The sequence below is a fragment of the Streptomyces sp. NPDC059454 genome, assembly GCF_042749965.1.
GTDB lineage: Bacteria > Actinomycetota > Actinomycetes > Streptomycetales > Streptomycetaceae > Streptomyces.
In genome coordinates, this window is record NZ_JBHYVC010000015.1 from 78,406 (window position 1) to 103,641 (window position 25,236).

A 25,236-nucleotide genomic window follows, 5' to 3' on the forward strand; every position below is an offset into this window, starting at 1 on the left:
TCGGTACATCCCCGCCGTCCGGTGGCCGTGGGCCGGTGAACTCACAGGGGGAGGGTGATCCGGACGCTCTTCCCCCGGCCGTCGGCGTCGCCCCGGACCACGGCGGTGCCGCCCAGGCCGTGAGTCAGTTCGACGACCGTGGCCAGGCCGCCCGTCCCGGCGCCCACCGGCCCGGACAGCCGCGGCCGGTGGGGGTGACGGTCGTGCACGGCGAAGACCAGGCACCCGGGACCCGCCACGTAGATCACCGTCGTCTGCGGGGAGACCCGGCCGCGTGCCGGACGCTGTTGGCCACCAGTTCGCTCAGGATCAGCAGCGCCGGTCCCACTGCCGGGTGGTGCTCGCCGATGCCCCACTCCGCCAGGGCCTGCTCGGCCGTTTCCCGGGCGAGGCGCACGGCGCCGGGCCCCGTGGGCAGGGTGAGCACGTGACGGTACGGCAGGGCGTTCGGCGCGGAGGTCGTCACGGCGCCTCCCGGGTGGGCGCGGGCACCGGGGCCGGCTGCCCCGCCGCCCGCAGGACGCCGTCGCGTTCCAGGTGGTCACGGGCGGCGCGGATCGCCCCGGGGGTCGTGGCGTACTCCCGGCCCTCGTGCCGCAGCAGCTCCAGGACGCCCACGGAGGCGAGGACCCGGCGGTGCTCCGGACGGACACCGGACGCCATGACGACGATGCCGCGCCGCCTCGTCTCAGCCCGTCATGCGCTTGCGCCACGACGGCTCGACCCGGCGCCACTCGGTCTCCCACTCGGCCAGGCGCCGCAGTTGCAGCCGGGCGCGGACGAGCCGGCCGCCGAGCAGGACCAGTCCTCCGGCGGCGACGGCGACCGTGGCACCGGCCATGACGGTCTGGAACCGGGCTTCCGCGCCGTCGGGCGGTGCGGAGACCAGCCGGCCCGCGGGGTCCGTCCACACGGTGACCCCGGTGCCCTCCGGACTCCCCGGGTCGACCTCGGCCCGGCCCGTGCGGCCGGTGCCGTCGGGGGCGGTCCACCGCACCTTGGCCCATACGCCGCCGTCCCCGTTCTCCGTCACCGGCACGGACAGCCCGGCGGCGTCCTCGGCCAGTACGGCGGGGACGGGGGTGGCCCGCTCCCGGCGCTCGGCGAGCGACCCGTCCACGGCCCCGGCCGCCGTCAGACCGGAGAACGCCCCGAGCAGCAGGGCGAGGACGAGTGTGGCAAGCACCAGCCAGGCCTCGGCCAGATCGCTGCGGCGGCGCAGCGGGTTCCTCCGCCACCGCCACAGCCGCACCCTCCGGGGCCTCGCACCCTGCGTCCTCGCCATCGGAGGTCACCTCCTCACGCGGGTGGCGAACGGCGCCTCACTCCAGGGTGGACCCGGCCGGCCCGCTCCGGCATGGGCCGAACGGCCCGATCCGCCGGCGCGCCCGTCAGACCGTCGGGTGCACGGGCACCACCTCGTGCTGCGGAACGCCGAGGACGACCTTGAGCGCCCCGGTCTCGGCGGCGTTGCCGAAGACGTCGTAGGCCTCCTGCATGTGGTCGAGCGGGAACGTGTGGGTGACCAGTCGGCGGGTGGGCAGCCGGCCGGCGGCCGCCATCCGCAGCAGGGTGGGGGTGGAGCGGGTGTCGACGAGTCCGGTGGTGATGGTGATGTTTTTGGTCCACAGGTCCTCGAGGTGCAGCGTGGCGGGCGCGCCGTGCACGCCGACGTTGGCCAGGTGCCCGCCGGGCCGCACCACGCGGGTACACAGTTCGAAGGTCTCCGGGAGCCCCACCGCCTCGATGACCACGTCCGCGCCGAGCCCGCCGGTGAGGTCCGCGATCAGCTGCCCGGGGTCCTCGTCCGCGTCGGCGACGGCCTCGGCTCCGAACTCCTTCGCGGCCTGCAGCCGGGAGGCGGCCACGTCCACGGCGACGACGCGTTCGGGCCCGAACAGCCGGGCGGTGGCGATCGCGGCGAGCCCGACGGGCCCGGCGCCGACCACGACGACCGTGTCACCGGGACGCACCCGCCCGTTGAGCACGCCCACCTCGTAGGCGGTGGGGAAGATGTCGGCCAGCAGCACGGCGTCCTCGCTCGCGACCGCGCCGGGCAGCGGGTGCACCGACAGGTCGGCGTGCGGGACGCGTACGTATTCGGCCTGGGTGCCGTCGACGAGGTGGCCGAGGATCCAGCCCCCGCCGCCCCGGCACTGGCCGTACACGCTCTCGCGGCAGTAGCCGCAGCGCCCGCAGGCGGAGATGCAGGAGACCAGGACGCGGTCCCCGGGGCGCACGGTGCGGACGTCGCCGCCGGTCTCGACAATCTCGCCGACCGCCTCGTGGCCCAGGACGGTGCCCGGACGGACCTCGGGCACGTCGCCCTTGAGGATGTGCAGGTCCGTGCCGCAGACGGTGACGGCGTCGACGCGGACGATGACGTCGCCGGGTTCCTCGACGGCCGGGTCGGGGACCTCCTCCCAGGCGGACTGCCCGGGGCCGTGGAAGACGTAGCCCTTCATGCCGATCCTCACCCTTCTCGCTCGGCGGCGGGCCGCGGCGCCGGGCGCGCCCGCGCCCGCCTGCGTCGGCGGAGCCCCGGCTGGGTTCCGGGACCGCCCTGCACTTCCAGTCTGGGCGCACGGGCGTGAATCCGCCGGTGCGGGACCCGTCGTCAGGCCACCGGGCGGGCGATGCCGGTGTGCAGGAGGCGGCGGGTCCGGCCGGCGGAGTCGCCGAGGCGCAGGGCGAGGCGGGACGCGGCGTCGTACAGGTGCCGTACCGCTTCGAGGCGTTCCAGGCGCGGGGCGAGGGCCGACAGGGTGATGGCCAGGGCGACGCCCGCCCAGGCGACGGGGCCGAGCGGGGCGCAGCCGAAGAAGTGGCTGACGCCCGGGGTCTGGACGAGAGCGGCGAGCACGGCCGCGGAGCCCAGGGCCGTCGCCCACACCAGAGGGCTGTGGCGGCGCCCGGAGAGGGTCTGCACCAGCTGGGCGCCGACCACCCCGCACAGGGCCATCGTGGTGGAGCGGCGTTCGGTGCCGGGGGTGAGGAGGCCGATCAGATAGGCGGTGACCGCGCCGAGGCAGGTGGTGACGCCCCGGCGCCGGATGGAGCGCAGCAGGGGCGCGCCCAGGACGTCGAGGCCCATCGGGCCGCTCGCGGCGTGCGCCGCCGTCGACGGGTCGTCGCTCGGTGTCACCGCCACCGCCATGGCGGGGAACATGTCGGTGAGCAGGTTGACCAGGAGCAGCTGACGGGTCGACAGCGGCGAGGACCCGGCGAGCAGGGTGCCCAGCACGCTGAAGCCGACCTCGCCCGCGTTGCCGCCGATGAGGATGCTGACCGCGTCGGCGACGCTGCGCCACAGCGCGCGGCCCTCGCCGACGGCGTCCACCAGGACGGACAGGTCGCCGGTGGTGAGCACCAGGTCGGCGGCGTTGCGGGCGGCGGCGGAGCCGCGGGCCTCGATGCCGACGCCCACGTCGGCGGCGCGGATGGCGGCGGCGTCGTTGGCGCCGTCGCCCGCCATCGCCACCACCCGGCCGGCCTGTTGCAGGGCCTCCACGACGTGCAGTTTCTGCTCGGGGGCGACCCGGGCGACGACTCCGGCGCCGTGCAGCGCCCGCACCCGCTCCGAGCGTCCCATGGCGACCAGGTCGTCCCCGGTGACCACCTCCGTCTCCTCGGGCCAGCCCAGCTGCAGGGCGATGGCGCGGGCGGTCTCCGGGTGGTCGCCGGTGAGCATGACGGGCAGGATGCCGGCCCGGCGCAGTTCGGTGAGCAGCTCCCGGGAGGTGTCGCGCGGCACGTCGGCGAGGGCGATCAGTCCGGCGAACTCCAGGTCCGCCAGGTCGGCGTCGAGTTCGGCGTCCGCGTCGGATCCCCGGCACGGGCGCCGGGCGACGGCGAGGACGCGCAGCCCCTGGCCCGCCAGGGTGTGGGCGGTGCCGGCCGCCTCCTCGGGGAGGTCCCGGCAGGCGGGGAGCACCGTCTCGGGGGCGCCCTTGACGACGAGGAGTGCGGCGTCGCCGTCCCGGCCGGCGGCCGCCGCGTAGCCGCGGCTGGCCTCGAAGGCCAGCTCGCCGTCGGCACTCCAGCCGGCGTCGGGCGGGGCGACGTCGAGGACGGCCTCGTCGGTGGCGTGGGCGACCCGGCGCCCCTCACCGGTCTCCTCCTGCGGACAGGCCCGCGCGGCGAGCCGTACGACCGGTACGGCGTCCTCGGCGTCCGGGGCGAGGACGGTGCCGTCGGCGGTGGCCACCCGGACCAGTCGGAGCCGGTTCTCGGTGAGGGTGCCGGTCTTGTCGAAGCAGACGGTGTCGACCCGGCCGAGCGCCTCCAGGGTGCGCGGGGTGCGGACCAGCACGCCCCGCCGGGAGAGCCGGCGGGCGGCGGCCATCTGGGCGACGGTCGCGACCAGCGGCAGCCCTTCGGGGACGGCGGCGACGGCCACGGCGACACCGCCGCTGACGGCACGCCGTACCGGGCTGCCGCGCAGCAGGGACAGGCCGGTCACCAGCGCACCGCCGGTGAGGGTCACCGGAAGGGCCTTGCGGGTCAGTTCCTGCAGGCGCGCCTGGACCCCGGCGGGCGGCGGGACACGGGCGGCCAGGGCGACGGCGCGGCCCGCCTCGGTGCGGTCGCCGGTGTCCACGACGAGCGCGTCGGCGCGGCCGGCCACGACGGTGGTGCCCTCGAAGACCATGCAGGTCCGCTGGGCGACCGGCGCGCCCGGGGTCGCTTCCACGGCCTTGGTCACGGGCAGCGACTCGCCGGTGAGCGACGACTCGTCGACCTCCAGCCCGTCCGCCTCCAGCAGCCGCGCGTCCGCCGGTACGACGTCGCCGGCGCCGATGCTGATCCGGTCCCCCGGCCGCAGCCGGGCGGCGTCGACGGTGACCGTGCGGCCGCGGGTGTCCTGCCGGCGGGCCTTGGGCTGCTGGCGGGCGGCGAGCCGGGCGAGCGCCCGTTCGGCGCGCAGCCGCTGGAGGCCGCCCGCCACCGCGTTGATGTCCATGGCCCCGACGACGAGCAGCGCGTCGACGAGCGAGCCGAGCAGCGCCGAGGCGACCGCCCCGGTGGCCAGGACCGGCGTGAGCGGGTCGTCGAGCTCGCGGCGGACGGCGCCGGCCGCCTGCCAGGTCCAGCGGGCGGGGACGGCCACGGGCGTGCGAGTGAGCCACGCGGCCCGCTGCCGGGAGCGTTCGGCGAGCAGGGCGAGTCCGCCGGGTTCGGCGTCGGTGTCGGTGCGGGTGTCGCGCAGCAGCTCGCTCGCCTCGTGCGGTTCCAGGGCGTGCCAGGGCACGTGCAGCCGGGGCTCGGGCGGCGTGGCGCGGGCCACGCGCAGGCCTTCCGTCCAGCCGGTGAGCAGGGCGCCCGCCGCCGCGATGTTCACCGGGGCGTGCCGGGTGAGCCGCTGCCACAGCCGACCGCCGGGGGGGCCGCCGCGGGCCACCATCAGCCCGGACAGGGCGGCGCCGGCCCGGGCCAGGGTCTGCGAGCGGCGGCCGACCCGGCGGGCCGCCGGGACGGCCGTCAGCAGGCGCAAGACGTCGGCCAGTCCGTTCGGGGCGAGCGCGTCGGCGCCCCAGGCGAGCGCCGAGCGCGCGTCCGTGAGGGCGATCGCCACATCGCCGGCGGGCAGTCCGTCCGCCACGTCGCCGTCGCCGTGCGCGGCCACCCGGGCGACGCTCACCACGATGTGCCCGTCGTTCTGCAGCGCCCGTACGACGTCGCCGAACGGCAGGTCGGCGGGGGCCACCTCGTCGGCGAGGCGGGTGATGTCCTTCAGGTCGGAGCCGCCGGTGACCACGACGTGCAGCCCGGCCCGGCGGGCCGCGTCGAGGACCGCTTCGGCGTAGGGGTCGACGGGGTCCTCGAACACCGCGGGCGCGCCGTCGGCGGGCCGCGCCCGGCCGCGCAGGACGTCGGCGTGCAGGACCAGGGAGTCGGCGATCTCCAGCTGCCGCAGCCGGCCGGCGCCGCGGACCAGGACGCCGGACCGGGCGAGGTGGGTGCCGAGGACCGCGTCGAAGGCGGCGGGGCCGTAGCGCGCCGCCTTGGGGGATCCGGCGAGGACGGCCTCGGCCGCCTCCCGGGCGTCGTGGGTGACGAGGAGGGTGGCGGCGGCGCCCGCGACGCTGCCGGTGCCGGCGTGCGCCGCGTACGCCTGGGCGGGCGTCACCCGCAAGGGCGGGCGGGTGCCGGCGGGACAGGGGATGCTGGTGCGCCGTTCGAGGCAGACGTCGTCGTGCAGGGCCTCGAAGGCGGCGGCCCGGGCGGTCGCCTCGGTGAGCTGGCCGGTGCGCAGCAGTCCGTCGAGCACCAGGGCCACGGGGGACTGTCCGGCGCCGTGCGCGGCGGCGTTGGCGGCGGCGAGGAGGAGTTCCATGCCGCTGCGGCCGAACCGCTGCCGCAGCAGGGCGCGGAAGCGGGGGTTCTCGCGCAGCAGGGTGACGGCGGCGGTGACCGCCTTGGGACTGGGCGGCAGGCGCAGCGACCGGCCCGCCAGGGCGCCGGCCGCGCCGGCCGCGTCCAGCAGCAGCGCGGTGGCGGCGACCCGTACCTCGCGGGGGTCACCGGGATGGGCCGTGCCGTCCTCGTCCTCGGGGCCGGTGTCCTCGGTCAGTCCGAGGCGGGCGGCGAGCGCGACGGCACGCTCGGTCACGCGGTCGCCGGCCGCGTCCGTCACGGCGGTCACCACGAGCCGGGACAGTCCCTCGTCCCAGTACGCCGTCAGCACGTCGGGGTGGTCGAGCAGTTCGGCGGCGACCTTGCGGGCGAGCGGGGCGACGGCGCCGCCCGGGTGCCGCAGGGCCAGATGGACGCGGTGTCCGGCCCGCCAGTGCCGGCCACCGCCGAGGGCGTTGCGGGCGACGTGGCCGAGGCGGCGCGTCGTGCCGTGGACGGACGTCATGCCCTGTGCGGTGCCGCGGGCGGCGCCTGCGGCGGCTCCCGCCACGGCCCCGGCGAGGGGGGCGACGTCAAAGCGTGTGAGCATCTGTGGAGTCCCGTCGATCGTGGCTCAGCCGGTGTGGCGGGAGTCGCGCGGCCGGCCGGGGGCGGTGTCCGGGTCCGGGTGGAGGGCGGAGTGCGCGCCGTGCTGCCGGGTGGCATCGGCGACCTGTTTCAGGGCCGAGGCGGTGGCGGTGTCACCCACCTTGGCGGGCTGTTCGCGCACGGGGTGCTCCGCATGGCCGGCGCGGTCGCGGGAGGGGGCGAGCCGGTCGCCGGGCCCCGCGGGCGGCCGGTCGCCGGAGGTGCCGCTCCCGGCCGGCGTCCGGTGGTGCCCGTCCGCGCCGGCCGGTGACTCCGTGCCCGGCGCGCCGTCGGGCCGCTGTGCGGGGCGCGGCTGGGTGAGCCAGGCGACGGCCGCGCCGGTCAGCGCCACCGGCCACTCGACGACGCCTGCCACACCGAGCGCCCCGGCTCCGGCGTAGACGGCCATCCGGCGCCCGCGCGGGGAGACCGTGCCGATCGCGTCCAGGGCGCCACCGGCCACCCGCCCCGCCTGCTCCGCGCCCGGCAGGTGCCGCAGGCCCGAGACGACGGCCCGCAGGGGCCCCGGAAGATCGGACGGACGAGACGTGTGCTGCTCCATGCCGGCCTCCACGAGCGAGTCCCTCACGGGCACTCATCACCTTCCCTGCCTTTTGCCCCATATTCAGCTGTAACCGGCAAAAGCGCCTTTTCTGTACGCCCGCGGCGGCGAGGACGCCGCACGGCACCCCGCTCCGGGCCGCCGCCCTCCATCCCCGGTCCGGGCCGCCGCCTTTCGCCCGCGCCCGTGTCGGAACCGGCACGCCGGGTACTAGGTGCAGGCACACAGCGGCCGTGCGGACCGCCCGGGCGGCGAAGGGAGTGGTCATGACGGAGAACGGCGAGGACGCCACGCTCGCCCGGCCCCCGGGGACCCGGGAGCTCCGTCTGGCCACGGACGCCCCGGGACCGGTACCGGGGCACGCCGCGCGGAGCGGCACACGGGCCCAGGAGGAGGACCCGGAGCTGCCCCGCGACCGCAACCAGGCGATCCTGGAGGCGGCCAAGCAGGTCGGCGCGGTGCTCAAGCGGGGCGGGCACCTGTTCGCGCTGGCCGGCAGCGTCGCCGTCCACGCCCACGGCGGCAGCGGGAACCTCCAGCACGACGTCGACTTCTGCGTCCGGCCCGAGGACGCCGAGTCGGTGGCCGCCACGCTCCGCGAGGCCGGGCTGACGGTGTACACCCCGCCCGAGGACTGGCTGATCAAGGCCACCTGCTTCGGCCAGGACGTCGACCTCATCTTCGAGCTGGCGCACCGGCCCGTCTCCACCGAGATGCTCCGGCGGGCGCAGGAGCTCCCGGTGGAGTCGGTGCGCATGCCGGTCCTGGCGTCCACCGATCTGCTGACCGGCCTGCTGGCCGCCTTCTCGGAGCACCACTGCGACTTCGGGGCCGTCCTGCCCATCGCCCGCGCCCTGCGCGAGAAGGTCGACTGGGAGCGGGTACGGCGCGACTGCGGGGACGAGCCCATGCCGGCCGCCTTCTTCTTCCTCCTGGAGCGCCTGAACGTCATCTGAACGTCCGCGGAAGGAACGCCCATGAACACCCACGACGCCGGATCCGCAGGCGGCACACCGGCGGCGGCGAGCCCGGAGTACCGCATCGCCCACCTCCAGGACCGTCTCGCCTCGGGCGAGCTCGGCGAACTGGGTGTGCGGGTCGAGGTCCGCGGCGGGTCCGTACTGGTCACCGGGACCGTACCCTCGGCCCACTGCCGCGAGGACGTCCTGAGCACGGTGCGCGAGGAGCTCACCGGGCTCGAGGTGCACTGCGACATCGTGGTCAGCGAGACCTCGTCGCCCGATCACGCGGAGGAGCTGTCATGATCCGGATCGCCGCCGTCGGTGACATCCACATGGGGCCCGACACCCGGGGCACGCTCCGCCCCGCGTTCGACACCCTGCCCGAGTGCGCCGACCTCCTGCTGCTGGCCGGGGACCTCACCCGGCACGGCACCGTCGAGGAGGCCCGCGTGGTGGCCGACGAGATCCGGGACCTGGGCGTCCCCGTGGCCGCCGTGCTCGGCAACCACGACCACCACGACGACCGGCAGGACGAGGTCACGGCCGTCCTGCGGGACGCCGGAGCCCATGTCCTGGAGGGGGAGTCGGCGGTCGTACGGGCCGGCGACGCACGCGTCGGGGTGGCCGGCACCAAGGGGTTCGGCGGCGGGTTCGTCGGGGCGAGCGCCGGGGAGTTCGGCGAGCCGGTGATGAAGGAGTTCGTGCGCCTCTCCCGCCGGTGCGCCGACGGCCTGCGGACCTCGCTGGAGAAGCTGGACCAGGAGGGCTGCGACGTCCGGATCGCCCTCACCCACTACTCCCCCGTGCCGGAGACCCTGGCCGGGGAGCCGCTGGAGATCTATCCGTTCCTGGGCAGCTATCTGCTGGCCGAGGCGATCGACATGGCCGGCGCCGATCTCGCCGTGCACGGGCACGCGCACGCCGGCAGCGAGCACGGCATGACGACGGGAGGCGTGAAGGTGCGCAACGTCGCCCAGCCGGTCATCGGCCGCGCCTTCCACGTCTACCACCTGCCGGTCCATGACCGCGTGGGCGCCGGCACGGGGGCGGCGACCGCCTGAGCCCGCCGCCCCAGCGCCGCCGGTCGCACCGGCGGCGCTTTTCTCTGCCCCGAGACCGGGTCCGCACAGGGCCTCCCGTGTGAACGCCCCGCAAGGCGCGCACACTGTGCGCATTTTGTCCGCTTAGCATGCAGCTCCGTGCCCCGTGGTCACGTCGCCGCGCACGCGCCCGGGGCACGGCCGCGCTCGCCCGGCCGCGTCGCCGCCGGCCTGCGCCCTTCGTCCATCCGCCCGACCCGTACGAGAGGACACCAGATGGCGCCGCCGGGCCGTACCGGACCGTCGTCCGAGCCCGCCCTCACCCCGCACGACGCCGAACTGCGCACCGCCGCACGGCACCTGGCCCGCCGCCGCTTCCTCACCGTCACCGCGGCGGCCGCCGCCCTCGCCTTCACCACCGGCCTCCCCGCGCGCGGCGCCTTCGCCGCGCCCCGGCTCGACGCGGCCCGGATCGCCGAGGACCCGTTCACGCTCGGTGTCGCCTCCGGCGACCCGCTGCCCGATTCGGTGCTCATCTGGACCCGGCTGGCCCCGGTCCCCTTCGAACCCGACGGGGGCCTCGGACAGCAGCAGGTGGAGGTCGCCTGGGAAGTCGCCGCCGACGAGTCCTTCGCCCTGGTCGTACGGCGGGGCACCGTCCTCGCCCACCCCGAGTACGGGCACAGCGTGCGCGTCGACGTGCAGGGCCTGGAGCCGGGCGGCCACTACTACTACCGGTTCCGCACGGGCGCCTGGATCAGTCCCACCGGCCGCACCCGTACCGCTCCCCCGGCCGGCGCCGGCACCGCGAGCCTGAGACTGGCGGCGGTCGCCTGCCAGGCGTACCACGACGGCTACTACACGGCGCACCGGCACCTCGCGCAGGAGGACGTCGACGTGGTGTTCCACCTCGGGGACTACCTCTACGAGTACGCCGTCGACTCCGCGGGCGGCGCCCGCCGCTACACCGACGTCGCGCTGCCGGCCGTGTTCAACCGCGAGACGACGACGCTGGCGGACTACCGGATGCGCTATGCGCTCTACAAGAGCGACCCCGACCTGCGGGCCGCGCACGCCGCGCACCCGTTCGTCGTCACCTGGGACGACCACGAGACCGAGAACAACTACGCGGGCGCGCTCGACGAGAACGGCAGTGACCCGGCGCTGTTCCTGCCCCGCCGCGCCGCCGCCTACCGCGCCTACTGGGAGAACCAGCCACTGCGCGCCGACCGGCTCCCCGAGGGCCCCGACGCCCGGCTGTTCCGCCGGCTGCACTGGGGTGACCTCGCCCAGTTCGACATCCTCGACACCCGTCAGTACCGCTCCGACCAGGCCTACGGCGACACCCCGCACGTTCCCGGGCCCGAGTCGGACGACCCGGCGCGCACCATCACCGGGGACGCCCAGGAGCGCTGGCTGCTCGACGGCTGGGGCACGTCGACGGCGCTGTGGAACGTGATGCCCCAGCAGGTGTGCTTCTCGCAGCGCAAGCTGGACCTGAACGCCGGGGCGAAGGTCTCCATGGACGCCTGGGACGGCTACCGTGCCAGCCGCGGCCGGCTGGTCGCGGGCGCGAAGGCGGCCGGTGTCGCCAACTGGCTGGTCCTCACCGGTGACGTCCATGTCGCGTACGCCTTCGACATCAAGGACGACTTCGACGACCCCGACTCCGCCGTCCTGGGCACGGAGCTGACCTGCACCTCCGTCGCCAGCGGCCGCGACGGCGCGGAGCACCCGGCCAACTGGGACACCTACCTGCGGGCCAACCCCCACCTGCGGTTCTACGACGGCCGGCGCGGCTATGTGCGCGTCGAGCTGGGCCGGGAGAGCGCCCGGGCCGACTACCGGATCGTCCCGGCCGTGACGACGCCCGGCGCCCCCGTCTCCACGGCCGCCTCCTTCGTCACCGAGGTGGGCTCGCCCGGTCTGACGCCGGTCTGACGCCGGCCTGACGCCGGCCCCACCCGTCCGGGTGTCCGGAGTCGTACGCGTGTACTGCACTTGGCGTCCGCACGTGTCACGAACGCGGTAATCACGGCGTGTCCTGACATCGTGCCGGGTGTCACGGGCAAGGACTGAGTCTCTTCCGCAGCTTCGCACCGCGTACGAAGGAGACCTACCGAATGGTCCTCAGACACGCCCGGGCCGCCCGCCGGTCGGCGTTCACGGCGCTCGGCGCCCTCGTCCTCGCCGGACTCCCCTGCGCCGCGGCGGCCGACCCCACGCCCGTGGCGGGGCCTGCGCCCGGCGCGGCCCAGACCCTCGGCGCCGACCGGCCGTCGCCCCATCTGCTCGCCGCCCTCCGGCGTGATCTGCGACTGGACGAGGCCCAGGCCTCCGAGCGGCTGGTCAACGAGGCCGAGGCGGGCACCCGGGCGGGCCGGCTGCGCAACGCGCTCGGCGACCGGTTCGCCGGTGCCTGGGTGCGCGGCAGGACGGCCGAGGAGCTCACGGTCGCGACCACCGACGCCAAGGACGCCCCGGCCATCGAGGCCGAGGGCGCCACGGCCAAGGTGGTCGGGCGGACGCTGGCCGCACTGGAGGCGGCCAAGGCGAAGCTGGACGCGGCGGCCGGGCGGGTCGAGACCCTCGACACGCCCGTCTGGTACGTCGACGTACCGGAGAACCGGGTCATGGTGCAGGCGACCAGCCAGGAGGCCGGCACCGCCTTCGTCAAGGCCGCGGGGCTCGAGGGCGAGGACGTCGGCATCCGGATGACGACGGTACGGCCGCGCCTGCTGCAGGACATCACCGGCGGCGACGCCTTCTACATCGACGGCTCCGCACGGTGCTCCGTCGGGTTCTCCGTCACCAGGGGTGAGCAGGCGGGCTTCGCCACCGCCGGTCACTGCGGCAGGCCCGGCGCGACCACGACCGGATACGACCGCACCGCGCAGGGCACCTTCCGGGCCTCCACGTTCCCCGGCGAGGACATGGCGTGGGTGGCCACCGGCGACCAGTGGACGCCCACGCCCGACGTCAGGGCGCAGGAGGGCCAGGAGGTGCAGGTCACCGGTTCGGCGCAGGCTCTCGTCGGGGCGTCGGTGTGCCGTTCCGGTTCGACCACCGGATGGCACTGCGGCACCATCGAGCAGCACGACACCAGCGTCAGATACGCCGAGGGCAGGGTCGACGGGCTGACCCGGACGACGGTGTGCGCCGAGCCGGGCGACTCCGGCGGGCCGTATGTCGCGGGCGCGCAGGCGCAGGGTGTCACCTCCGGTGGTTCCGGTGACTGCACCAGCGGCGGTACGACGTTCTACCAGCCGGTCAATCCGATCCTCGGTGACTTCGGGCTCACCCTGACCACCGCCACCGCGCAGACCACGCCGGGCCGGCAGGACGACGGCGCCGAGGCATGGACCGCGGGCCGGGTCTACGAGGTGGGCACCACGGTGACCCGTGACGGTGTGCGCTACCAGTGCCTGCAGACCCACCAGGCGCAGGGCGCGTGGGCGCCCGCCGGTACTCCGGCCCTGTGGCAGCGGCTGTGACGGCATGACCGTACGGCGTCGGCGCCGGCCCTGTGCCGGCGCCGGCGCCGTTTCCGGGGGTGGCCCCGCCGTGGCCGGTCCCGGGCGGGTCGAGTGCCGCCTCGGTACCGCCTCGGTGCCGGCGCTCCGGATCCCGGTGAGTTCCCCGGTGGCCTTCTCGTCGGGACGCAGGACACCATCCCCCGAGGCGGAGCGAGTGCCCTCCCCTCCGGATGCGCTGATGTCGAACACATCGCTTCGCCTTTCCCCGACGTGCCTTCGTCACTTCTTCGACGGGCCGGGGACGTACGGCATCACGAGGAGACGGCGGGCGGGCGTACGCCGGACAGGAGCACGCCACTGTGCGGGCGGGTGGGGACCCGGTGCAGCGGGATCGTGAGATTCTGCTCCGGCACCGTGTACTCCATTCGGGCGAGCCGCACCGCGAGCGCCTCCAGCACGCCGACGGTGACGCCCTCGCCGGGGCAGCGGTGCCCGGCGGCCGGATCGCCGCCGCCCTGCGGGATCAGTTCGTCGCGCTCCACCGGCCGTTCGAGGAAGCGCCGCGGGCGGAAGGCGTACGGATCGCCCCACAGCGACTCGTCGTGGTTCTGGCCGTACACGTCGAGCACCACCAGCCCCCCGGCCGGGACCCACTCGCCCCGCCAGTACAGGTCCCGGGCGGCCAGACCGCCGAGGAACGGCACGAACGGGTAGAAGCGGCGCACCTCGTGGGTGAACGCGGCGGTGAACGGGATGTCCCCGTCCGCGAGGGGCGCGCGGTGCTCGGGCCACTTGTGCAGGGCGTGCGCGGTGAAGGCGACGAACCAGGCGAGGGCGGTCGTCGGGCGGACGACGTTGAGCAGTTCCACCGCGGCCGTCTTCTCGTCGAGCGGCTCACCGTCCGCGTCGCGGTGCCGGCACACCAGGTCGAGGACCGAGTCCACGGGGGCGGTGACCGCGCCGGACCGTACGTCCCGCACCAGCCGGCCCAGCCGGTCCTCCTGCCGGACGCGGGCGCGCCGGGCCCGCAGGTGGCGCGGTCCGGCGGTGGCGAAGCCGTCGATCATGGCGATCATGTCGCGGGCCGTCGCCTCGGCATCGGCGTCGTCCAGCGGTATGCCGGCCCATCGGTGGACCCCGGTGGCGAGCACCGTGCCCGCCTCGTCGAACAGCACGACCGAGCCGCGCCGGCCCCAGGCGGGTACGGCCTCGTCCCAGGCGGCGGCGGTGTGGTCGACGAGGCCGGCGATCCGGCCCGGCTCGAGCAGCGGCAGGAACAGGGACTTGCGGGCGCGGTGGGCGACGCCGTCGAGGGTGTGCACCGCTTCGTGGCCGAACAGGGTGGCGAGTACGGGTTCGGGGATGGCGCGGTGCCGGTGCACGTTCTGTTCGTCGTAGAAGAACCGCACCGCTTCGGGGCCGCGCAGGGCGAGTGCGGGCCGGCCCAGGATCCGGGTGCGGACCACGGGGCCGGGGGTGTCGCGCATCCGGTTGGGCAACCAGGCGTAGCCCTCGGCCAGCAGCGGCAGGGTGCGGTCGATCAGGGGGCGGCTGAGTACGTCCATGGCCGCCGGGTGCCCCAGGGGGTGCCGCGACACTCCGGGTGGGGGCGGGACCACCCGTTCGGATGTGGCCGAGGCCACGTGCCGAAGGAGGCCGGAGTCATATCGGGGCGGGCGGGGCGGCGGCTAGCGTTCCGTGCGGTTCTCTCACCCCAGCAGCTCGGACGGCCCGGCAGTGCAAGCAGATCTCTCCCCGGTCATCGCGGCGACCGCGCAGTGGCTGACTCGTTCCTTTCCCGCGCCCGGCGGGGCGCTGGCGGCCGCCCTGTGCGAGGCGCAGGCACGGCAGGCGGTGACCGTCGCCGCGCGGCTGCGGTATCCGACGGAGATGGATGTCGCCCTGGTCGGGCTGACGGGGCCGGGGGGTTCGGGGCGGCTCGACTGGGTGACCGGGGCGGATGCAGAGGGCTCGGGCGAGGGGGATGCCTGGCGTACGTGGGTCGACGAGGTCGTGGCGAGCTGGGCGGCGTGTCTGCTGGCCGATCCCGAGGTGGCCGGTCTCGCGGTGACCGCGCTCACGGGGGGCGCCGTGCCTGCCGAGTTCCGTCGGCTGGTCGCGCCCGATGAGACGGACCGCCGGGCGGCGGCGTTGCTGCGGCATCCGGATCTGCTGCTTCCGGTGGCGGGCCTGCACCGTTCGGCGCTGCTGAGCCGGCTGGATCCGGACGTCACCCTGGTGGGCTGAGGTCCGCGTCGGGCCCTGGGTGTGCTCGCCGGGGTGCGCAGCCCGGCGCTTGCGGGTGTCTCCCCCACCGCCCACCCGTGCCGCTGGGGGCGCCTCCCGGACCTTCAAGACGCTGGGGAGGCACGACTGCACGCGGAGTGCGGGAGGTGCCCGTGGGGCGGGGGTCACGTTGCGTCATTCACCGGAACGCAGTAGGCGGCCGTGCCGGGTGCGGGGGCGGGGTTCAGGCTGGGCGGCATGAGCACCGTCATATCGCGGAAGTGGGAGCACGCCGTCGTCACCGGTGGCGCGGGATTCGTCGGCTCCCATCTGTGTGCCGCCCTGCTCGACGCGGGCGCCGCCGTCACGTGCGTGGACGACCTCAGCACCGGCCGGCCGGAGAACATCGCCCCGCTGCTCGAACGGCCCGGGTTCACGCTCGTACGGGCCGACGTGGCGCAGGAGCTGCCGGTCGGCCGGCCGCCCGACCTGGTGCTGCACTTCGCCTCCCCCGCCTCCCCGGCGGACTATCTGCGGCTGCCGCTGCACACCATGGAGACGGGCAGCCTCGGCACCCGCAACGCCCTGAGGCTCGCCCAGGACGCCGGGGCCCGCTTCGTCCTCGCCTCCACCTCGGAGGTCTACGGCGACCCGCAGCAGAATCCGCAGGACGAGCGGTACTGGGGCCACGTCAACCCGGTCGGCCCGCGCAGTGTCTACGACGAGGCCAAGCGCTTCGGCGAGGCGCTGACCACCGCCCACGCGGAGACCCGCGGCACGGACACCTGCATCGTGCGGCTGTTCAACACCTACGGCCCGCGGATGCGCGGCCACGACGGCCGCGCCGTACCGACCTTCGTCCGGCAGGCCCTGGCCGGCGAACCCCTCACCGTGACCGGTGACGGCCTGCAGACCCGCTCGCTGTGCTACGTCGACGACACGGTGGCCGGCGTCCTCGCGGCGGCCGGCCACGGCATGCGCGGCCCCGTCAACATCGGCAGCCCCGGTGAGATCACCATGCTCGCCCTGGCCCGTCTCGTCGTCGCACTCGCCGGTTCCCGTTCGGAGATCCGCTACATCGAACGCCCGGTGGACGACCCGGCCGTGCGCTGCCCGGACATCACGCTGGCCCGCGACAAGCTCGGCTGGGAGCCCCTGGTCGGCACCGAGGAAGGACTGCGCCGCACGATCGACTGGTTCCGCGCCGAAGCACGCCGCTGAGCGCGGCCGTCCCCCGCCGGTCCGGGACACCGCGGCCCACCCCCGGCCGCCCGATCCGCGAAAGGCCCGCCCGCCCATGCGCATCCTCGGTATCAACGCCCTCTTCCACGACCCCGCGGCCGCCCTGGTGATCGACGGGCGGACCGTCGCCGCCGCGGAGGAGGAGAGGTTCTCCCGGCGCAAGCACGGCAAGCGCCCGCTGCCGTTCTCCGCCTGGGAACTGCCCGAACAGGCCGCCGCCTGGTGTCTGAAGCGGGCCGGACTGCGTCCGCAGGACCTCGACGCGGTCGCCTACTCCTTCGACCCGGCGCTGGCCCGCCCCGCCGACGCCATGGGCCTGGACGACCCGTGGGACCACCTGCGGCTCACCTACGCGCGGGAGGCCCCCGGCTTCCTGCGGACCGCGCTGCCCGGGCTCGACCCCGGCATCGTCCGCTTCGTACCGCACCACATGGCGCACGCCGCCTCCGGCGCCTTCGCCGCACCCGACGCCGGGGACTGCTCCGTCCTCGTGCTGGACGGCCGCGGCGAACGCGCCTCGCACCTCGCCGCCCGCCGGGTGGACGACCGGCTCGAATCCCTGCGCGCGCAGGACCTCCCCCACTCGCTCGGCCTGGTCTACGAGGAACTCACCGAACACCTCGGCTTCCTGCGCTCCTGTGACGAGTTCAAGGTGATGGCCCTCGCCTCCCACGGCACCCCGCGCATGCTGCCCGAACTGCGCCGGTACGTGTATCCGACCGGCGACGGCGGCTTCCACGCCACCGGCGTGCCCTGGCACGGACTGTGCGCGCCGCGCGGCCCGGACGAGCCGTGGACCCGGGACCACGCCGATGCCGCCGCGAGCGCGCAGGCGGTGCTGGAGGAGACCCTGCTGGACCTGGTGCGCTGGCTGCACGGCCGTACCCACCACCGCGTGCTCACCCTCGCCGGGGGCGTCGCCCTGAACTGCGTCGCCAACTCCCGCATCGCCCGCGAGGGTCCGTTCTCCCGGGTGTGGGTGCAGCCCGCGGCCGGGGACGCGGGGACCGCGCTCGGCGGCGCCCTGCTGCTGTCCGCCGGCGCCGGTGACGGGCCCGAGCCCATGACCGGCGCCGACCTCGGCCGGGACTGGTCCGACGCGGAACTGGGAGCCTGGCTGAAGACGGCCGCCGTACCCTTCGAACGGCCACCCGACATCGCCGCCACCGTGGCCCGGACGCTGGCCGGCAACGGCATCGTCGCCTGGTTCCAGGGGCGCGGCGAGTACGGCCCCCGGGCGCTCGGCCACCGCTCGCTGCTGGCCCACCCCGGGCACGCGGGCAATCTGGAGCGGCTCAACGACGTCAAGGGGCGCGAGCAGTTCCGGCCGGTCGCGCCGATGGTGCTCGCCGAGCGGGCCGCCGGGATCTTCGACGGGCCGCTGCCCAGCCCGTACATGCTGTTCGTGCACGACGTGGCGCCCGCCTGGCGGGACCGCATCCCGGCCGTGGTGCACGTCGACGGCACCGCCCGCATCCAGACGGTCGATCCGGCGCGCGAGCCCCTGGTGGCGCGGATGCTGGGCGAGTTCGAGCGGCTGACCGGGCTGCCCGTGGTCGTCAACACCAGCCTCAACACGGCGGGCCGGCCGATGGTGGACGACCCGCGCGACGCCCTGGAGTGCTTCGGCTCCTCCCCCGTCGACCTCCTGGCCATCGGCCCGTACGCGATCCGGCGCGGCGGTCTGTTCCGCTCCGGCGACGACGGCGACGGCGAGGACGTGCGGTGACCGGGCCGGCCGCCCCGGACGGGGAGTACGCGGTGGTGGTGCCGACGCTCGGCCGGCCCTGCCTCGGCAGGTGTCTGCGGGCGCTGGCCGAGGCGGACGGGCCCGGCCCGGTACGGGTCGTGGTGGTCGACGACCGCCCGGATGCGGCCGGCGCGCCGCTGACCGCCGCCGTTCCGCCGTCGCTGCGCACGCGCACCCTCGTCGTGCCCGGCGGGGCACGGGGTCCGGCCGCCGCCCGCAACACCGGATGGCGGGCCGCCGGGGACGCGCCGTGGATCGTCTTCCTCGACGACGACGTGGTGCCCGGCCCCACCTGGGCCGACGACCTCGCGCTCGACCTCGCCGGGGCGAGTGTCGCGACCGCCGGTATCGCCGCCCGGATCGAGGTGCCCCTGCCGCCGGACCGGCCGCCCACCGACTGGGAGCGGGGCACCGCCGGGCTCGCCCGGGCCCGCTGGATCACCGCCGACATGGCGTACCGCCGCCGGGCGCTGGAGGCCGTCGGCGGTTTCGACGAACGGTTCCGCAGGGCCTTCCGGGAGGACGCGGACCTGGCGCTGCGGGTGCTCGACGCCGGCTGGACGCTGTCCGAGGGCCGCCGCGTCACCACTCATCCGGTGCGGCCCGCCGGGCGCTGGATCTCCGTACGGCTCCAGGCGGGCAACGCCGACGACGTGCTGATGACCCGGCTGCACGGGCGCGGCTGGTGGCAGCGGGCGGAGGCACCACGGGGCCGGCTGCCCGCGCACCTGGCGCTGACCGCGGCGGGCCTGACGGCAGCGGGCTGTGTGCTGTCCGGTCGGCCGCGCGCGGCGGTGGCGTGTGCCACCGGGTGGCTGGCGGGAACCGCCGAGTTCGCCCTCGCCCGGATCCTGCCGGGTCCGCGCACCTTCGAGGAGATCGTCACCATGGCCCTCACCAGCGTGCTCGTCCCGCCCGCCGCGACCTGGCACTGGCTGCGCGGCCACGTCCTGCACCACACGGCACCGCCCCACCCGCACCGGGCCGGGACCCCCACGTCCGCGCACTCCCCGTCGGCCGGCGAACGGCTCCCCTCTTGACCCGCCCGGCCCGCCGGCGCCGCGTCCCGGCCGGCGCGACGCGTGGCCTCCACCGTGGCGGGCGTCCGCACCCGGGCCGTACGGCCACGCGGGGCGGAGCCGCCCGGTCGGTCCGCCACGCGACCGGTGTACCCGCTGTACCCGTCCGGGCCGGCGGACGACCGCGGGCGGGACGGCCCGCGTCCGGCCGCGACGGTGGGGCCGGGGCGCACCTGGACATTCCGCTGCGGCCTGTACCGCGACCGATCACGGAGGTGCGCCCATGACCCCCGCTTCCGGCCCGCTCGCCCCGGGCGTGCTGTCCATCGCCCTGGTCTCGGAGCACGCGAGCCCGCTCGCCGCCCTCGGCGGGGTGGACGCCGGCGGGCAGAACGTCCATGTCGCCGCCCTGGCCGGGGCGCTCGCCGACCGCGGCCACCGCGTCACCGTGCACACCCGCCGCGACGCGCCCGGTCTGCCCGGCCGGGTGACGCTGCGCGAGGGGGTCGAGGTGCACCACGTCCCGGCGGGCCCCGCGGAGCCGGTCCCCAAGGACCGGCTGCTGCCGTACATGGACGAGTTCGGGCGCCTGCTGGCCCGGGTGTGGCGGGCGCGCACCCCGGACGTGGCGCACTCGCACTACTGGATGTCGGGGCTGGCCTCGCTGGGGGCGGCCCGGGAGCTGGGGCTGCCGCTGCTGCACACGTACCACGCGCTGGGCACGGTGAAGCGCCGGCACCAGCGGCTCGCCGACACCAGTCCGCCGGAGCGGATCGGCTGCGAGATCGAGGTGGGGCTGGGCTGCGACCGGATCGTCGCCACCTGCCGGGACGAGGTCGCCGAGCTGATCCGGATGGGGGTGCCGGCGTACCGGATCGGCGTCGTGCCGTGCGGCGTCGACACCGACCGGTTCACGCCGGTGGGCCCTCTCGCGCCGCGCGGCCCGTTCCGGTACCGGCTGGTGCAGCTGGGGCGGCTGGTGCCGCGCAAGGGCGCCGCGGTGTCGCTGGCCGCGCTGGCCCGGCTGCCCGACACCGAGCTGCTGGTGGTCGGCGGTCCCCCCGCGGACCGCCTCGACGACGACCCGGAGGTGCGCCGGCTGCGCGGCGTCGCGCGGGACGCCGGGGTCGCCGACCGGGTCCGGTTCACCGGCGGGGTGGACGCCGGGCGGGTGCCGGCGCTGCTGCGCTCCGCCGACGTGGTGCTGTGCCCCGCCGACTACGAGCCCTTCGGGATCGTCCCGCTGGAGGCCATGGCCTGCGGCCGTCCGGTGGTGGCCACCGCGGTCGGCGGTCAGCTCGACACGGTCGCCGATCCCGGCACCGGCCGGCTGGTGCCGCCCGGCGACCCCGAGGCACTGGCCCGGGCCGTGGCCGGCCTGCTCGCCGATCCGGCGGCCCGGAAGGCGTGCGGGGTGGCCGGCCGCCGCCGGGTGCTCAGCCGCTACGGCTGGGCGCGGATCGCCGCGGCCACCGAGGCGGCGTACTGCGAGGTCCTCGACGCCGAGCCCGCCGCGACCGGAACCGGCTGACCCGCCGGTGCCCGACCCTGGAAGGAGGTGCGGGTCCCGCCGCCGTCCCCCCGAGGCGGCACGCCCGAAGCACCATGACCGAACACCCCGCGCTCGACGCCGCCCGGCTGCACTGCCGGTCGCTCCAGGAGGCCCTCGACGGCTTCCGCCGAAGCGGCCTGCCCCGGATCGCCGACTGGGGCGGACGCCTCGCCGCCGTCCTCACCGACGGCGGACGGCTGCTGGCCGCCGGCAACGGCGGCAGCGCCGCCCAGGCCCAGCACCTGACCGCCGAACTGGTCGGCCGCTACCGCCGGGAGCGGCGCGCCTATTCGGCGCTCGCCCTGCACGCGGAGACCTCCAGCGTCACCGCCATCGGCAACGACTACGGCTTCGACCACGTCTACGCCCGCCAGGTGACCGCCCACGGGCGCCCCGGCGACGTGCTGATGCTGCTGTCCACCTCGGGACGCAGCGCCAATCTGATCGCGGCGGCGGTGACGGCCCGGCGGGCCGGGCTGCGGGTCTGGGCGCTCACCGGGCCCGGCCCGAACCCGCTGGCGGAGGCCGCGGACGAGGCGCTGTGCGTGGCGGCGGGCAGCACCGCGACCGTCCAGGAGACGCATCTGGTCGCCGTGCACCTGCTCTGCGAGTGTTTCGACGCCGCCGTGGCCGCGCCCCTCTCGCGGAACACGGCGGCCGTTCCCGGGAGGATGCCATGACCGGTCCGAAGCCGCTGGTGGTGGTGGGGGACGTCCTGCTCGACGAGGACATCGAGGGGGTGGCGACCCGGCTGGCCCCGGACGCGCCCGCCCCGGTCGTCGACGTCACCGGTGACCGGCGGCATCCGGGCGGAGCCGGGCTGGCCGCCGCGCTCGCGGCCCGCGGCGGCCGGGACGTGGTGCTGGTGACCGCGCTCGGCGACGACCCGGCCAGCGAGGCCGTGCGCCGGGAGCTCGGTGGCCGGGTCCGGCTCCTCGAGCTGCCGCTGCACGGCACGCTGCCGGTGAAGACGCGGGTGCTGGCGGGCGGACGGCCCGTGGTACGCATCGACCGGGGCGGCGGGACGCCGGGCGAGCCGGACGAGGCGGTGCGCGAGGCGCTCGCGGGCGCGCACGCCGTCCTCGTCGCGGACTACGGACGGCACACCGCGGGGGCCGTCCGTCCGCAGCTGGAGGACGCGGCCCGGCACACGCCCCTGGTGTGGGACCCGCATCCCGAGGGGGACCCTCCGGTGCCGGGGGCGCGCCTGGTCACACCCAACGCGGCGGAGGCGGTCGCCCTGTGCGCGGGTGCGCCGGGGGTGTCCGGGGCGTCGCTGGGCACCTTCGCCGAGCGCGGGACGGAACTGGCGGAGCGCTGGCGGGCGGCGGGGGTCGCGGTGACGCTCGGGGACCGCGGGGTGCTGCTGACCCGGCCCGGCGGGGGTACGCCGATGCTGATCCCGGCGCCGTTCCGGGCGGACGGGGATCCGTGCGGCGCGGGTGACTGCTTCGCGGCGACGACGGTCGCGGCGCTGGCCGACGGGCTGCTGCCGGAGGAGGCGCTGCAGCGGGCGGTCGCCGAGGCGGCGGCGTTCGTCGCGGCGGGCGGGGCGGGGAATCCGGATCTGTGGCACGCGCCGGCCGTGCCCGGCCCCGCGCACGATCCGGCCGCCGACGCGTTCGGGCTGGCGGAGGGGGTGCGGGCGCGCGGGGGGACGGTGGTCGCCACGGGGGGCTGCTTCGATCTGGTGCACGCGGGGCACGTCGGGCTGCTGGAGAGTGCGCGGCGGATCGGTGACTGTCTGATCGTGTGCCTGAACTCCGATGCGTCGGTCACGCGCCGGAAGGGGGCGGGGCGGCCGCTGACGCCGGTGGCGGACCGGGCGAGGGTGCTGGCGGCGCTGGGGAGTGTGGACGCGGTGGTGGTCTTCGAGGAGGACACGCCCGAGGTGGTGCTGGGGCGGTTGCGGCCCGATGTGTGGGTGAAGGGCGGGGACTACTCCGTGCAGGAGCTGCCGGAGGCGGAGGTGTTGCGGAGGTGGGGTGGGCAGGCGGTGGTGCTGCCGTATCTGGACGGGCGGTCCACGACGCTGCTGGCCCGGCGGGCGGCGCGGGCGGCGACGGTTGCCCTTCGGGCGCCGGACGGGTGAGTGGGGTGGGGCGGGGAGGTTCTTTCGCCCCCGCCGCCCCGTCCCGTCCCGTCTTCGGGGGCTGCGTCCCCGGGCCCCCTTCGGCCCTTCGGGCCTCGTCCTCGAGCGCCGGACGGGCCGGCCGTCACGCGGCTGTTCCCAGGGCCTCGGCACGGAGAACGGCCGGGGTCGTGGCGCGGCGGGTGTGGAGGAGGTGGCCCGCCGCGATCGACGTGGCGATGACCAGGCCGCCGGTGATCAGGGCGCCGCGCGGGCCGGCCAGTTCCATGAGGAGACCCAGGGCGGGCGGGCCGCCCAGGCTCCACACGGTGCCGACGCTGCCCCAGACACCGAGCACGCGTCCGCGCAGACGGGCGGGCGGGTCGGTCTGCAGGACGGCCGTTCCGGCGGTGTCGGAGACGGACTCGACGACCGCCATGGGCAGGACCAGCACCAGCAGCACGGCCAGCGACGGTGACATCCCCGCCACCACCTGCAGCAGCGCGCCCGTCGCCGCAAGGGCGCCGACCAGCCGCACGGACGGCCTGCGCAGCCGCGCGCCGAGCACCGCGCCGAGGATGCCGCCGACCGCGAGGACCGTGGACACCGTGCCGAAGGCACCCGCGTCGCCCGCGAGCGGCCCGGTGACCAGGACGGCGAGCGTGAGCCCGTAGTTGCGGCCGAAGACCGCGCTGATGCCGGTCACCCCGGCGAGCGCCATCAGCCGTGGCCGGCGGGCGAAGAAGGTGAGCCCCTCGCGGACGGTCATGGCGGCCTGCGGGCGCCCGCCCTTCTCGGCGACGTGCCGGACCGCTCCCGCCGCCGGGCGCAGGAACGGGATGACCGCGGTCACGAAGAGGAAGGAGAATCCGTTGGCGAAGTAGGCGGCGGCGGTGCCGAGGAACCCGACCGTCACCCCGGCGAGCGCGGCGCCCGCGAGCCGGCCCGCGTTGAACACCAGCGCGCCCACGCCGATGGCGGAGGGCACGTCCTCGGCGGGGACGAGGTCGTTGCCCAGCAGGGCGCACGCCGGGTTGTCGACGGTGGCGACGACACCGGTGACGGCGGCCAGCACCATCAGGGACGTCATGTCGAGCCGGTCCAGCGCCACCAGGGTGGCCGTGGTGAACGCGATCACGGCCAGCAGCGCCTGGCTGACGGCGGCCGTCACCTTCCGCGGCCAGCGGTCGACCGCCGCGCCGCCGAGGACGCTCATGAGCAGGGCCGGGGCGGCCTGCACGGACATGGAAAGACCCGTGGCGGCGGCGGACCCGGTGATCTGCAGGACCAGCAGGTTCTGCACCGTGAGCTGCATCCACGTACCGGCGTTGGACACGAAGTTCGCGACGGACCACCAGCGCATGCTGCGGTGCCGCAGGGAGCGCCAGGGCGCGCGGGACTCGGGCTGGGCAGGGGTGGGCGGGGAAGACACAGTGGCGCCACTCGGGAGGACGAGTCGGAGGACTCAGCGGAGGGGGCGCGGGAAGCGGAACGCCGGCTGCGCTGCGCGGCGGCTCCCGTCACCCGGACAGGGCGCGGACCATCGTGGCAGAAGGGACCGCCGAGTCGTTTCCGAGTGGTCGGGGATCATGAGGGCGCGGGCGTCAAAGGGACGGTGGGGACGGGGACTTGGGGCGTGAGTGTGGTTGCTCACAGCGACCGGGGACGGGCGCGGGCACGGGGAGGGGCCCGCGCCGGAACGCCGGACCCCTCCCCGTGCCCCGTATGCCCTTGTACGCCCCCGCGTCAGCCGAGCTTTCCGCGTCCGCTCAGCGCGTCCCGGACCCGGTCCACCATGCCGGCGCCCGGTGCCAGCAGCTTGTTCGCCGGGGGCTTGTCCGGGGCGGCCGGGTGCGGCCGGGTCGGGGCCGTCTTCTTCGCCTGCCGGACCTTGTCACCGAGCTGGTCGAGTGCCTCCGGGGAGCAGGAGGCGCGCAGCATCGGGAACAGGTTCTGCTCCTCGTCGGCGATGTGCTCGCGGATCTCGCTCATCAGCGCGCCGACGAGCCGGTCGAACTCGGCGTCGCCCGCGTCGCAGCCCTCCAGGTCCTTCATGGTCCGCTCGGCCGTGGCGTGGTCCTCGAGCTCACGGTCGGCCAGCGCGTCCCCGTTCTCCACGTGCTCGCGCACGGCCGGGTAGAGGTACGCCTCCTCGGCCACCGAGTGCCGGACCAGCTCGATGGTGACCTGGTCGGCGTACACCTTGCGGTCCTTGTGGCCCGGCGGCAGTGCCTCGATCTTGCCGAAGAGCTCCTCGACCTCCCGGTGATCGGTCACCAGTTCGTCGATGACGTTGCCTCCGTGTCCCATGTCCTTCACCTCCGGTTCGTGGTGGCACCCGGCCGGGCCCAC

General features: G+C 76.0%; 19 protein-coding genes and 2 pseudogenes. 12 read left to right on the forward strand and 9 right to left on the reverse strand.

From position 1 onward, the window contains the following. Positions 1–41 precede the first annotated feature (41 nt). The 6 genes and pseudogenes from ACFXAE_RS13655 to ACFXAE_RS13680 form a co-directional block, all read right to left on the reverse strand. Positions 42–466 (reverse strand): annotated as a pseudogene (locus ACFXAE_RS13655) (ATP-binding protein). Further along, positions 463–684 (reverse strand): annotated as a pseudogene (locus ACFXAE_RS13660) (sodium-independent anion transporter); the annotation flags it as partial. The pseudogenes ACFXAE_RS13655 and ACFXAE_RS13660, both read right to left, overlap by 4 nt. 4 nt (positions 685–688) lie before the next feature. Further along, the gene (locus ACFXAE_RS13665; protein ID WP_384712828.1) at positions 689–1,285 is read right to left on the reverse strand and encodes a hypothetical protein; all 597 of its coding nucleotides are present in this window, start codon (positions 1,283–1,285) and stop codon (positions 689–691) included. Positions 1,286–1,391: 106 nt separating this feature from the next. Next, positions 1,392–2,465 (reverse strand): zinc-binding dehydrogenase, encoded by a 1,074-nt coding sequence (locus ACFXAE_RS13670; RefSeq protein WP_384712831.1) that lies wholly within the window; start codon positions 2,463–2,465, stop codon positions 1,392–1,394. A gap of 152 nt (positions 2,466–2,617) precedes the next feature. Then, positions 2,618–6,946, reverse strand: coding sequence for an HAD-IC family P-type ATPase (locus ACFXAE_RS13675; protein ID WP_384712834.1), 4,329 nt, complete (start codon positions 6,944–6,946; stop codon positions 2,618–2,620). 24 nt (positions 6,947–6,970) lie between these two features. Then, complete coding sequence (locus ACFXAE_RS13680) at positions 6,971–7,573, reverse strand: hypothetical protein (protein ID WP_384712837.1); 603 nt, start codon at positions 7,571–7,573, stop codon at positions 6,971–6,973. Between the two features lie 239 nt (positions 7,574–7,812). On the opposite strand from ACFXAE_RS13680, the gene ACFXAE_RS13685 reads away from it, so the two are divergent. From ACFXAE_RS13685 to ACFXAE_RS13705, 5 genes are all read left to right on the forward strand, one after another. Continuing rightward, entirely contained in the window at positions 7,813–8,502 is a 690-nt protein-coding gene (locus tag ACFXAE_RS13685; protein ID WP_384712840.1) for a nucleotidyltransferase family protein, read from the forward strand. 21 nt (positions 8,503–8,523) lie between these two features. Then, complete coding sequence (locus ACFXAE_RS13690) at positions 8,524–8,811, forward strand: BON domain-containing protein (RefSeq protein WP_384712843.1); 288 nt, start codon at positions 8,524–8,526, stop codon at positions 8,809–8,811. After that, positions 8,808–9,569, forward strand: a complete 762-nt coding sequence (locus ACFXAE_RS13695; protein WP_384712846.1) for a metallophosphoesterase — start codon at positions 8,808–8,810, stop codon at positions 9,567–9,569. Before ACFXAE_RS13690 ends, ACFXAE_RS13695 begins: the two co-directional genes overlap by 4 nt. A gap of 255 nt (positions 9,570–9,824) precedes the next feature. After that, on the forward strand, positions 9,825–11,489 hold the full coding sequence (locus tag ACFXAE_RS13700) for an alkaline phosphatase D family protein (protein ID WP_384712961.1): 1,665 nt from the start codon (positions 9,825–9,827) through the stop codon (positions 11,487–11,489). A gap of 182 nt (positions 11,490–11,671) precedes the next feature. Then, entirely contained in the window at positions 11,672–13,042 is a 1,371-nt protein-coding gene (locus tag ACFXAE_RS13705; protein ID WP_384712849.1) for an alpha-lytic protease prodomain-containing protein, read from the forward strand. A 293-nt stretch (positions 13,043–13,335) separates the two neighbouring features. On the opposite strand, the gene ACFXAE_RS13710 is transcribed toward ACFXAE_RS13705, so the two are convergent. Beyond that, positions 13,336–14,589: a cytochrome P450 gene (locus ACFXAE_RS13710; RefSeq protein WP_384712852.1), complete on the reverse strand. Its 1,254-nt coding sequence runs from the start codon at positions 14,587–14,589 to the stop codon at positions 13,336–13,338. Between the two features lie 172 nt (positions 14,590–14,761). On the opposite strand from ACFXAE_RS13710, the gene ACFXAE_RS13715 reads away from it, so the two are divergent. From ACFXAE_RS13715 to rfaE2, 7 genes are all read left to right on the forward strand, one after another. Further along, complete coding sequence (locus ACFXAE_RS13715) at positions 14,762–15,271, forward strand: hypothetical protein (protein ID WP_384712855.1); 510 nt, start codon at positions 14,762–14,764, stop codon at positions 15,269–15,271. Between the two features lie 237 nt (positions 15,272–15,508). Continuing rightward, the gene (locus ACFXAE_RS13720; RefSeq protein ID WP_384712858.1) at positions 15,509–16,471 is read left to right on the forward strand and encodes an NAD-dependent epimerase/dehydratase family protein; all 963 of its coding nucleotides are present in this window, start codon (positions 15,509–15,511) and stop codon (positions 16,469–16,471) included. Positions 16,472–16,547: 76 nt separating this feature from the next. Beyond that, a complete protein-coding gene (locus ACFXAE_RS13725; protein WP_384712861.1) occupies positions 16,548–18,221 on the forward strand; it encodes a carbamoyltransferase in 1,674 nt (557 codons plus the stop codon). After that, entirely contained in the window at positions 18,218–19,282 is a 1,065-nt protein-coding gene (locus ACFXAE_RS13730) for a glycosyltransferase family 2 protein (protein ID WP_384712864.1), read from the forward strand. The genes ACFXAE_RS13725 and ACFXAE_RS13730 overlap by 4 nt, the downstream gene beginning before the upstream one ends. A gap of 262 nt (positions 19,283–19,544) precedes the next feature. Further along, entirely contained in the window at positions 19,545–20,792 is a 1,248-nt protein-coding gene (locus tag ACFXAE_RS13735) for a glycosyltransferase (protein WP_384712867.1), read from the forward strand. Between the two features lie 74 nt (positions 20,793–20,866). Then, the gene (locus tag ACFXAE_RS13740; protein WP_384712870.1) at positions 20,867–21,493 is read left to right on the forward strand and encodes an SIS domain-containing protein; all 627 of its coding nucleotides are present in this window, start codon (positions 20,867–20,869) and stop codon (positions 21,491–21,493) included. Continuing rightward, positions 21,490–22,905: a D-glycero-beta-D-manno-heptose 1-phosphate adenylyltransferase gene (gene rfaE2, locus ACFXAE_RS13745; RefSeq protein ID WP_384712873.1), complete on the forward strand. Its 1,416-nt coding sequence runs from the start codon at positions 21,490–21,492 to the stop codon at positions 22,903–22,905. The genes ACFXAE_RS13740 and rfaE2 overlap by 4 nt, the downstream gene beginning before the upstream one ends. Before the next feature lie 124 nt (positions 22,906–23,029). On the opposite strand, the gene ACFXAE_RS13750 is transcribed toward rfaE2, so the two are convergent. Together ACFXAE_RS13750 and ACFXAE_RS13755 are read right to left on the reverse strand one after the other, a co-directional pair. Next, a complete protein-coding gene (locus ACFXAE_RS13750) occupies positions 23,030–24,247 on the reverse strand; it encodes an MFS transporter (protein ID WP_384712964.1) in 1,218 nt (405 codons plus the stop codon). Positions 24,248–24,630: 383 nt separating this feature from the next. Beyond that, positions 24,631–25,194: a hemerythrin domain-containing protein gene (locus ACFXAE_RS13755; protein ID WP_384712876.1), complete on the reverse strand. Its 564-nt coding sequence runs from the start codon at positions 25,192–25,194 to the stop codon at positions 24,631–24,633. Positions 25,195–25,236 lie beyond the last annotated feature (42 nt).

Bases quoted from the DNA above. Each gene is read 5' to 3' on its own strand.
- ACFXAE_RS13750 (WP_384712964.1), bottom strand. From the start codon at position 24,247: ATGCGCTGGTGGTCCGTCGCGAACTTCGTGTCCAACGCCGGTACGTGG.
- ACFXAE_RS13735 (WP_384712867.1), top strand. From the start codon at position 19,545: ATGACCCCCGCTTCCGGCCCGCTCGCCCCGGGCGTGCTGTCCATCGCC.
- ACFXAE_RS13755 (WP_384712876.1), bottom strand. From the start codon at position 25,194: ATGGGACACGGAGGCAACGTCATCGACGAACTGGTGACCGATCACCGG.
- ACFXAE_RS13690 (WP_384712843.1), top strand. From the start codon at position 8,524: ATGAACACCCACGACGCCGGATCCGCAGGCGGCACACCGGCGGCGGCG.
- rfaE2 (WP_384712873.1), top strand. From the start codon at position 21,490: ATGACCGGTCCGAAGCCGCTGGTGGTGGTGGGGGACGTCCTGCTCGAC.
- ACFXAE_RS13720 (WP_384712858.1), top strand. From the start codon at position 15,509: ATGAGCACCGTCATATCGCGGAAGTGGGAGCACGCCGTCGTCACCGGT.
- ACFXAE_RS13725 (WP_384712861.1), top strand. From the start codon at position 16,548: ATGCGCATCCTCGGTATCAACGCCCTCTTCCACGACCCCGCGGCCGCC.
- ACFXAE_RS13670 (WP_384712831.1), bottom strand. From the start codon at position 2,465: ATGAAGGGCTACGTCTTCCACGGCCCCGGGCAGTCCGCCTGGGAGGAG.
- ACFXAE_RS13665 (WP_384712828.1), bottom strand. From the start codon at position 1,285: ATGGCGAGGACGCAGGGTGCGAGGCCCCGGAGGGTGCGGCTGTGGCGG.
- ACFXAE_RS13700 (WP_384712961.1), top strand. From the start codon at position 9,825: ATGGCGCCGCCGGGCCGTACCGGACCGTCGTCCGAGCCCGCCCTCACC.
- ACFXAE_RS13710 (WP_384712852.1), bottom strand. From the start codon at position 14,589: ATGGACGTACTCAGCCGCCCCCTGATCGACCGCACCCTGCCGCTGCTG.
- ACFXAE_RS13695 (WP_384712846.1), top strand. From the start codon at position 8,808: ATGATCCGGATCGCCGCCGTCGGTGACATCCACATGGGGCCCGACACC.
- ACFXAE_RS13740 (WP_384712870.1), top strand. From the start codon at position 20,867: ATGACCGAACACCCCGCGCTCGACGCCGCCCGGCTGCACTGCCGGTCG.
- ACFXAE_RS13685 (WP_384712840.1), top strand. From the start codon at position 7,813: ATGACGGAGAACGGCGAGGACGCCACGCTCGCCCGGCCCCCGGGGACC.
- ACFXAE_RS13675 (WP_384712834.1), bottom strand. From the start codon at position 6,946: ATGCTCACACGCTTTGACGTCGCCCCCCTCGCCGGGGCCGTGGCGGGA.
- ACFXAE_RS13705 (WP_384712849.1), top strand. From the start codon at position 11,672: ATGGTCCTCAGACACGCCCGGGCCGCCCGCCGGTCGGCGTTCACGGCG.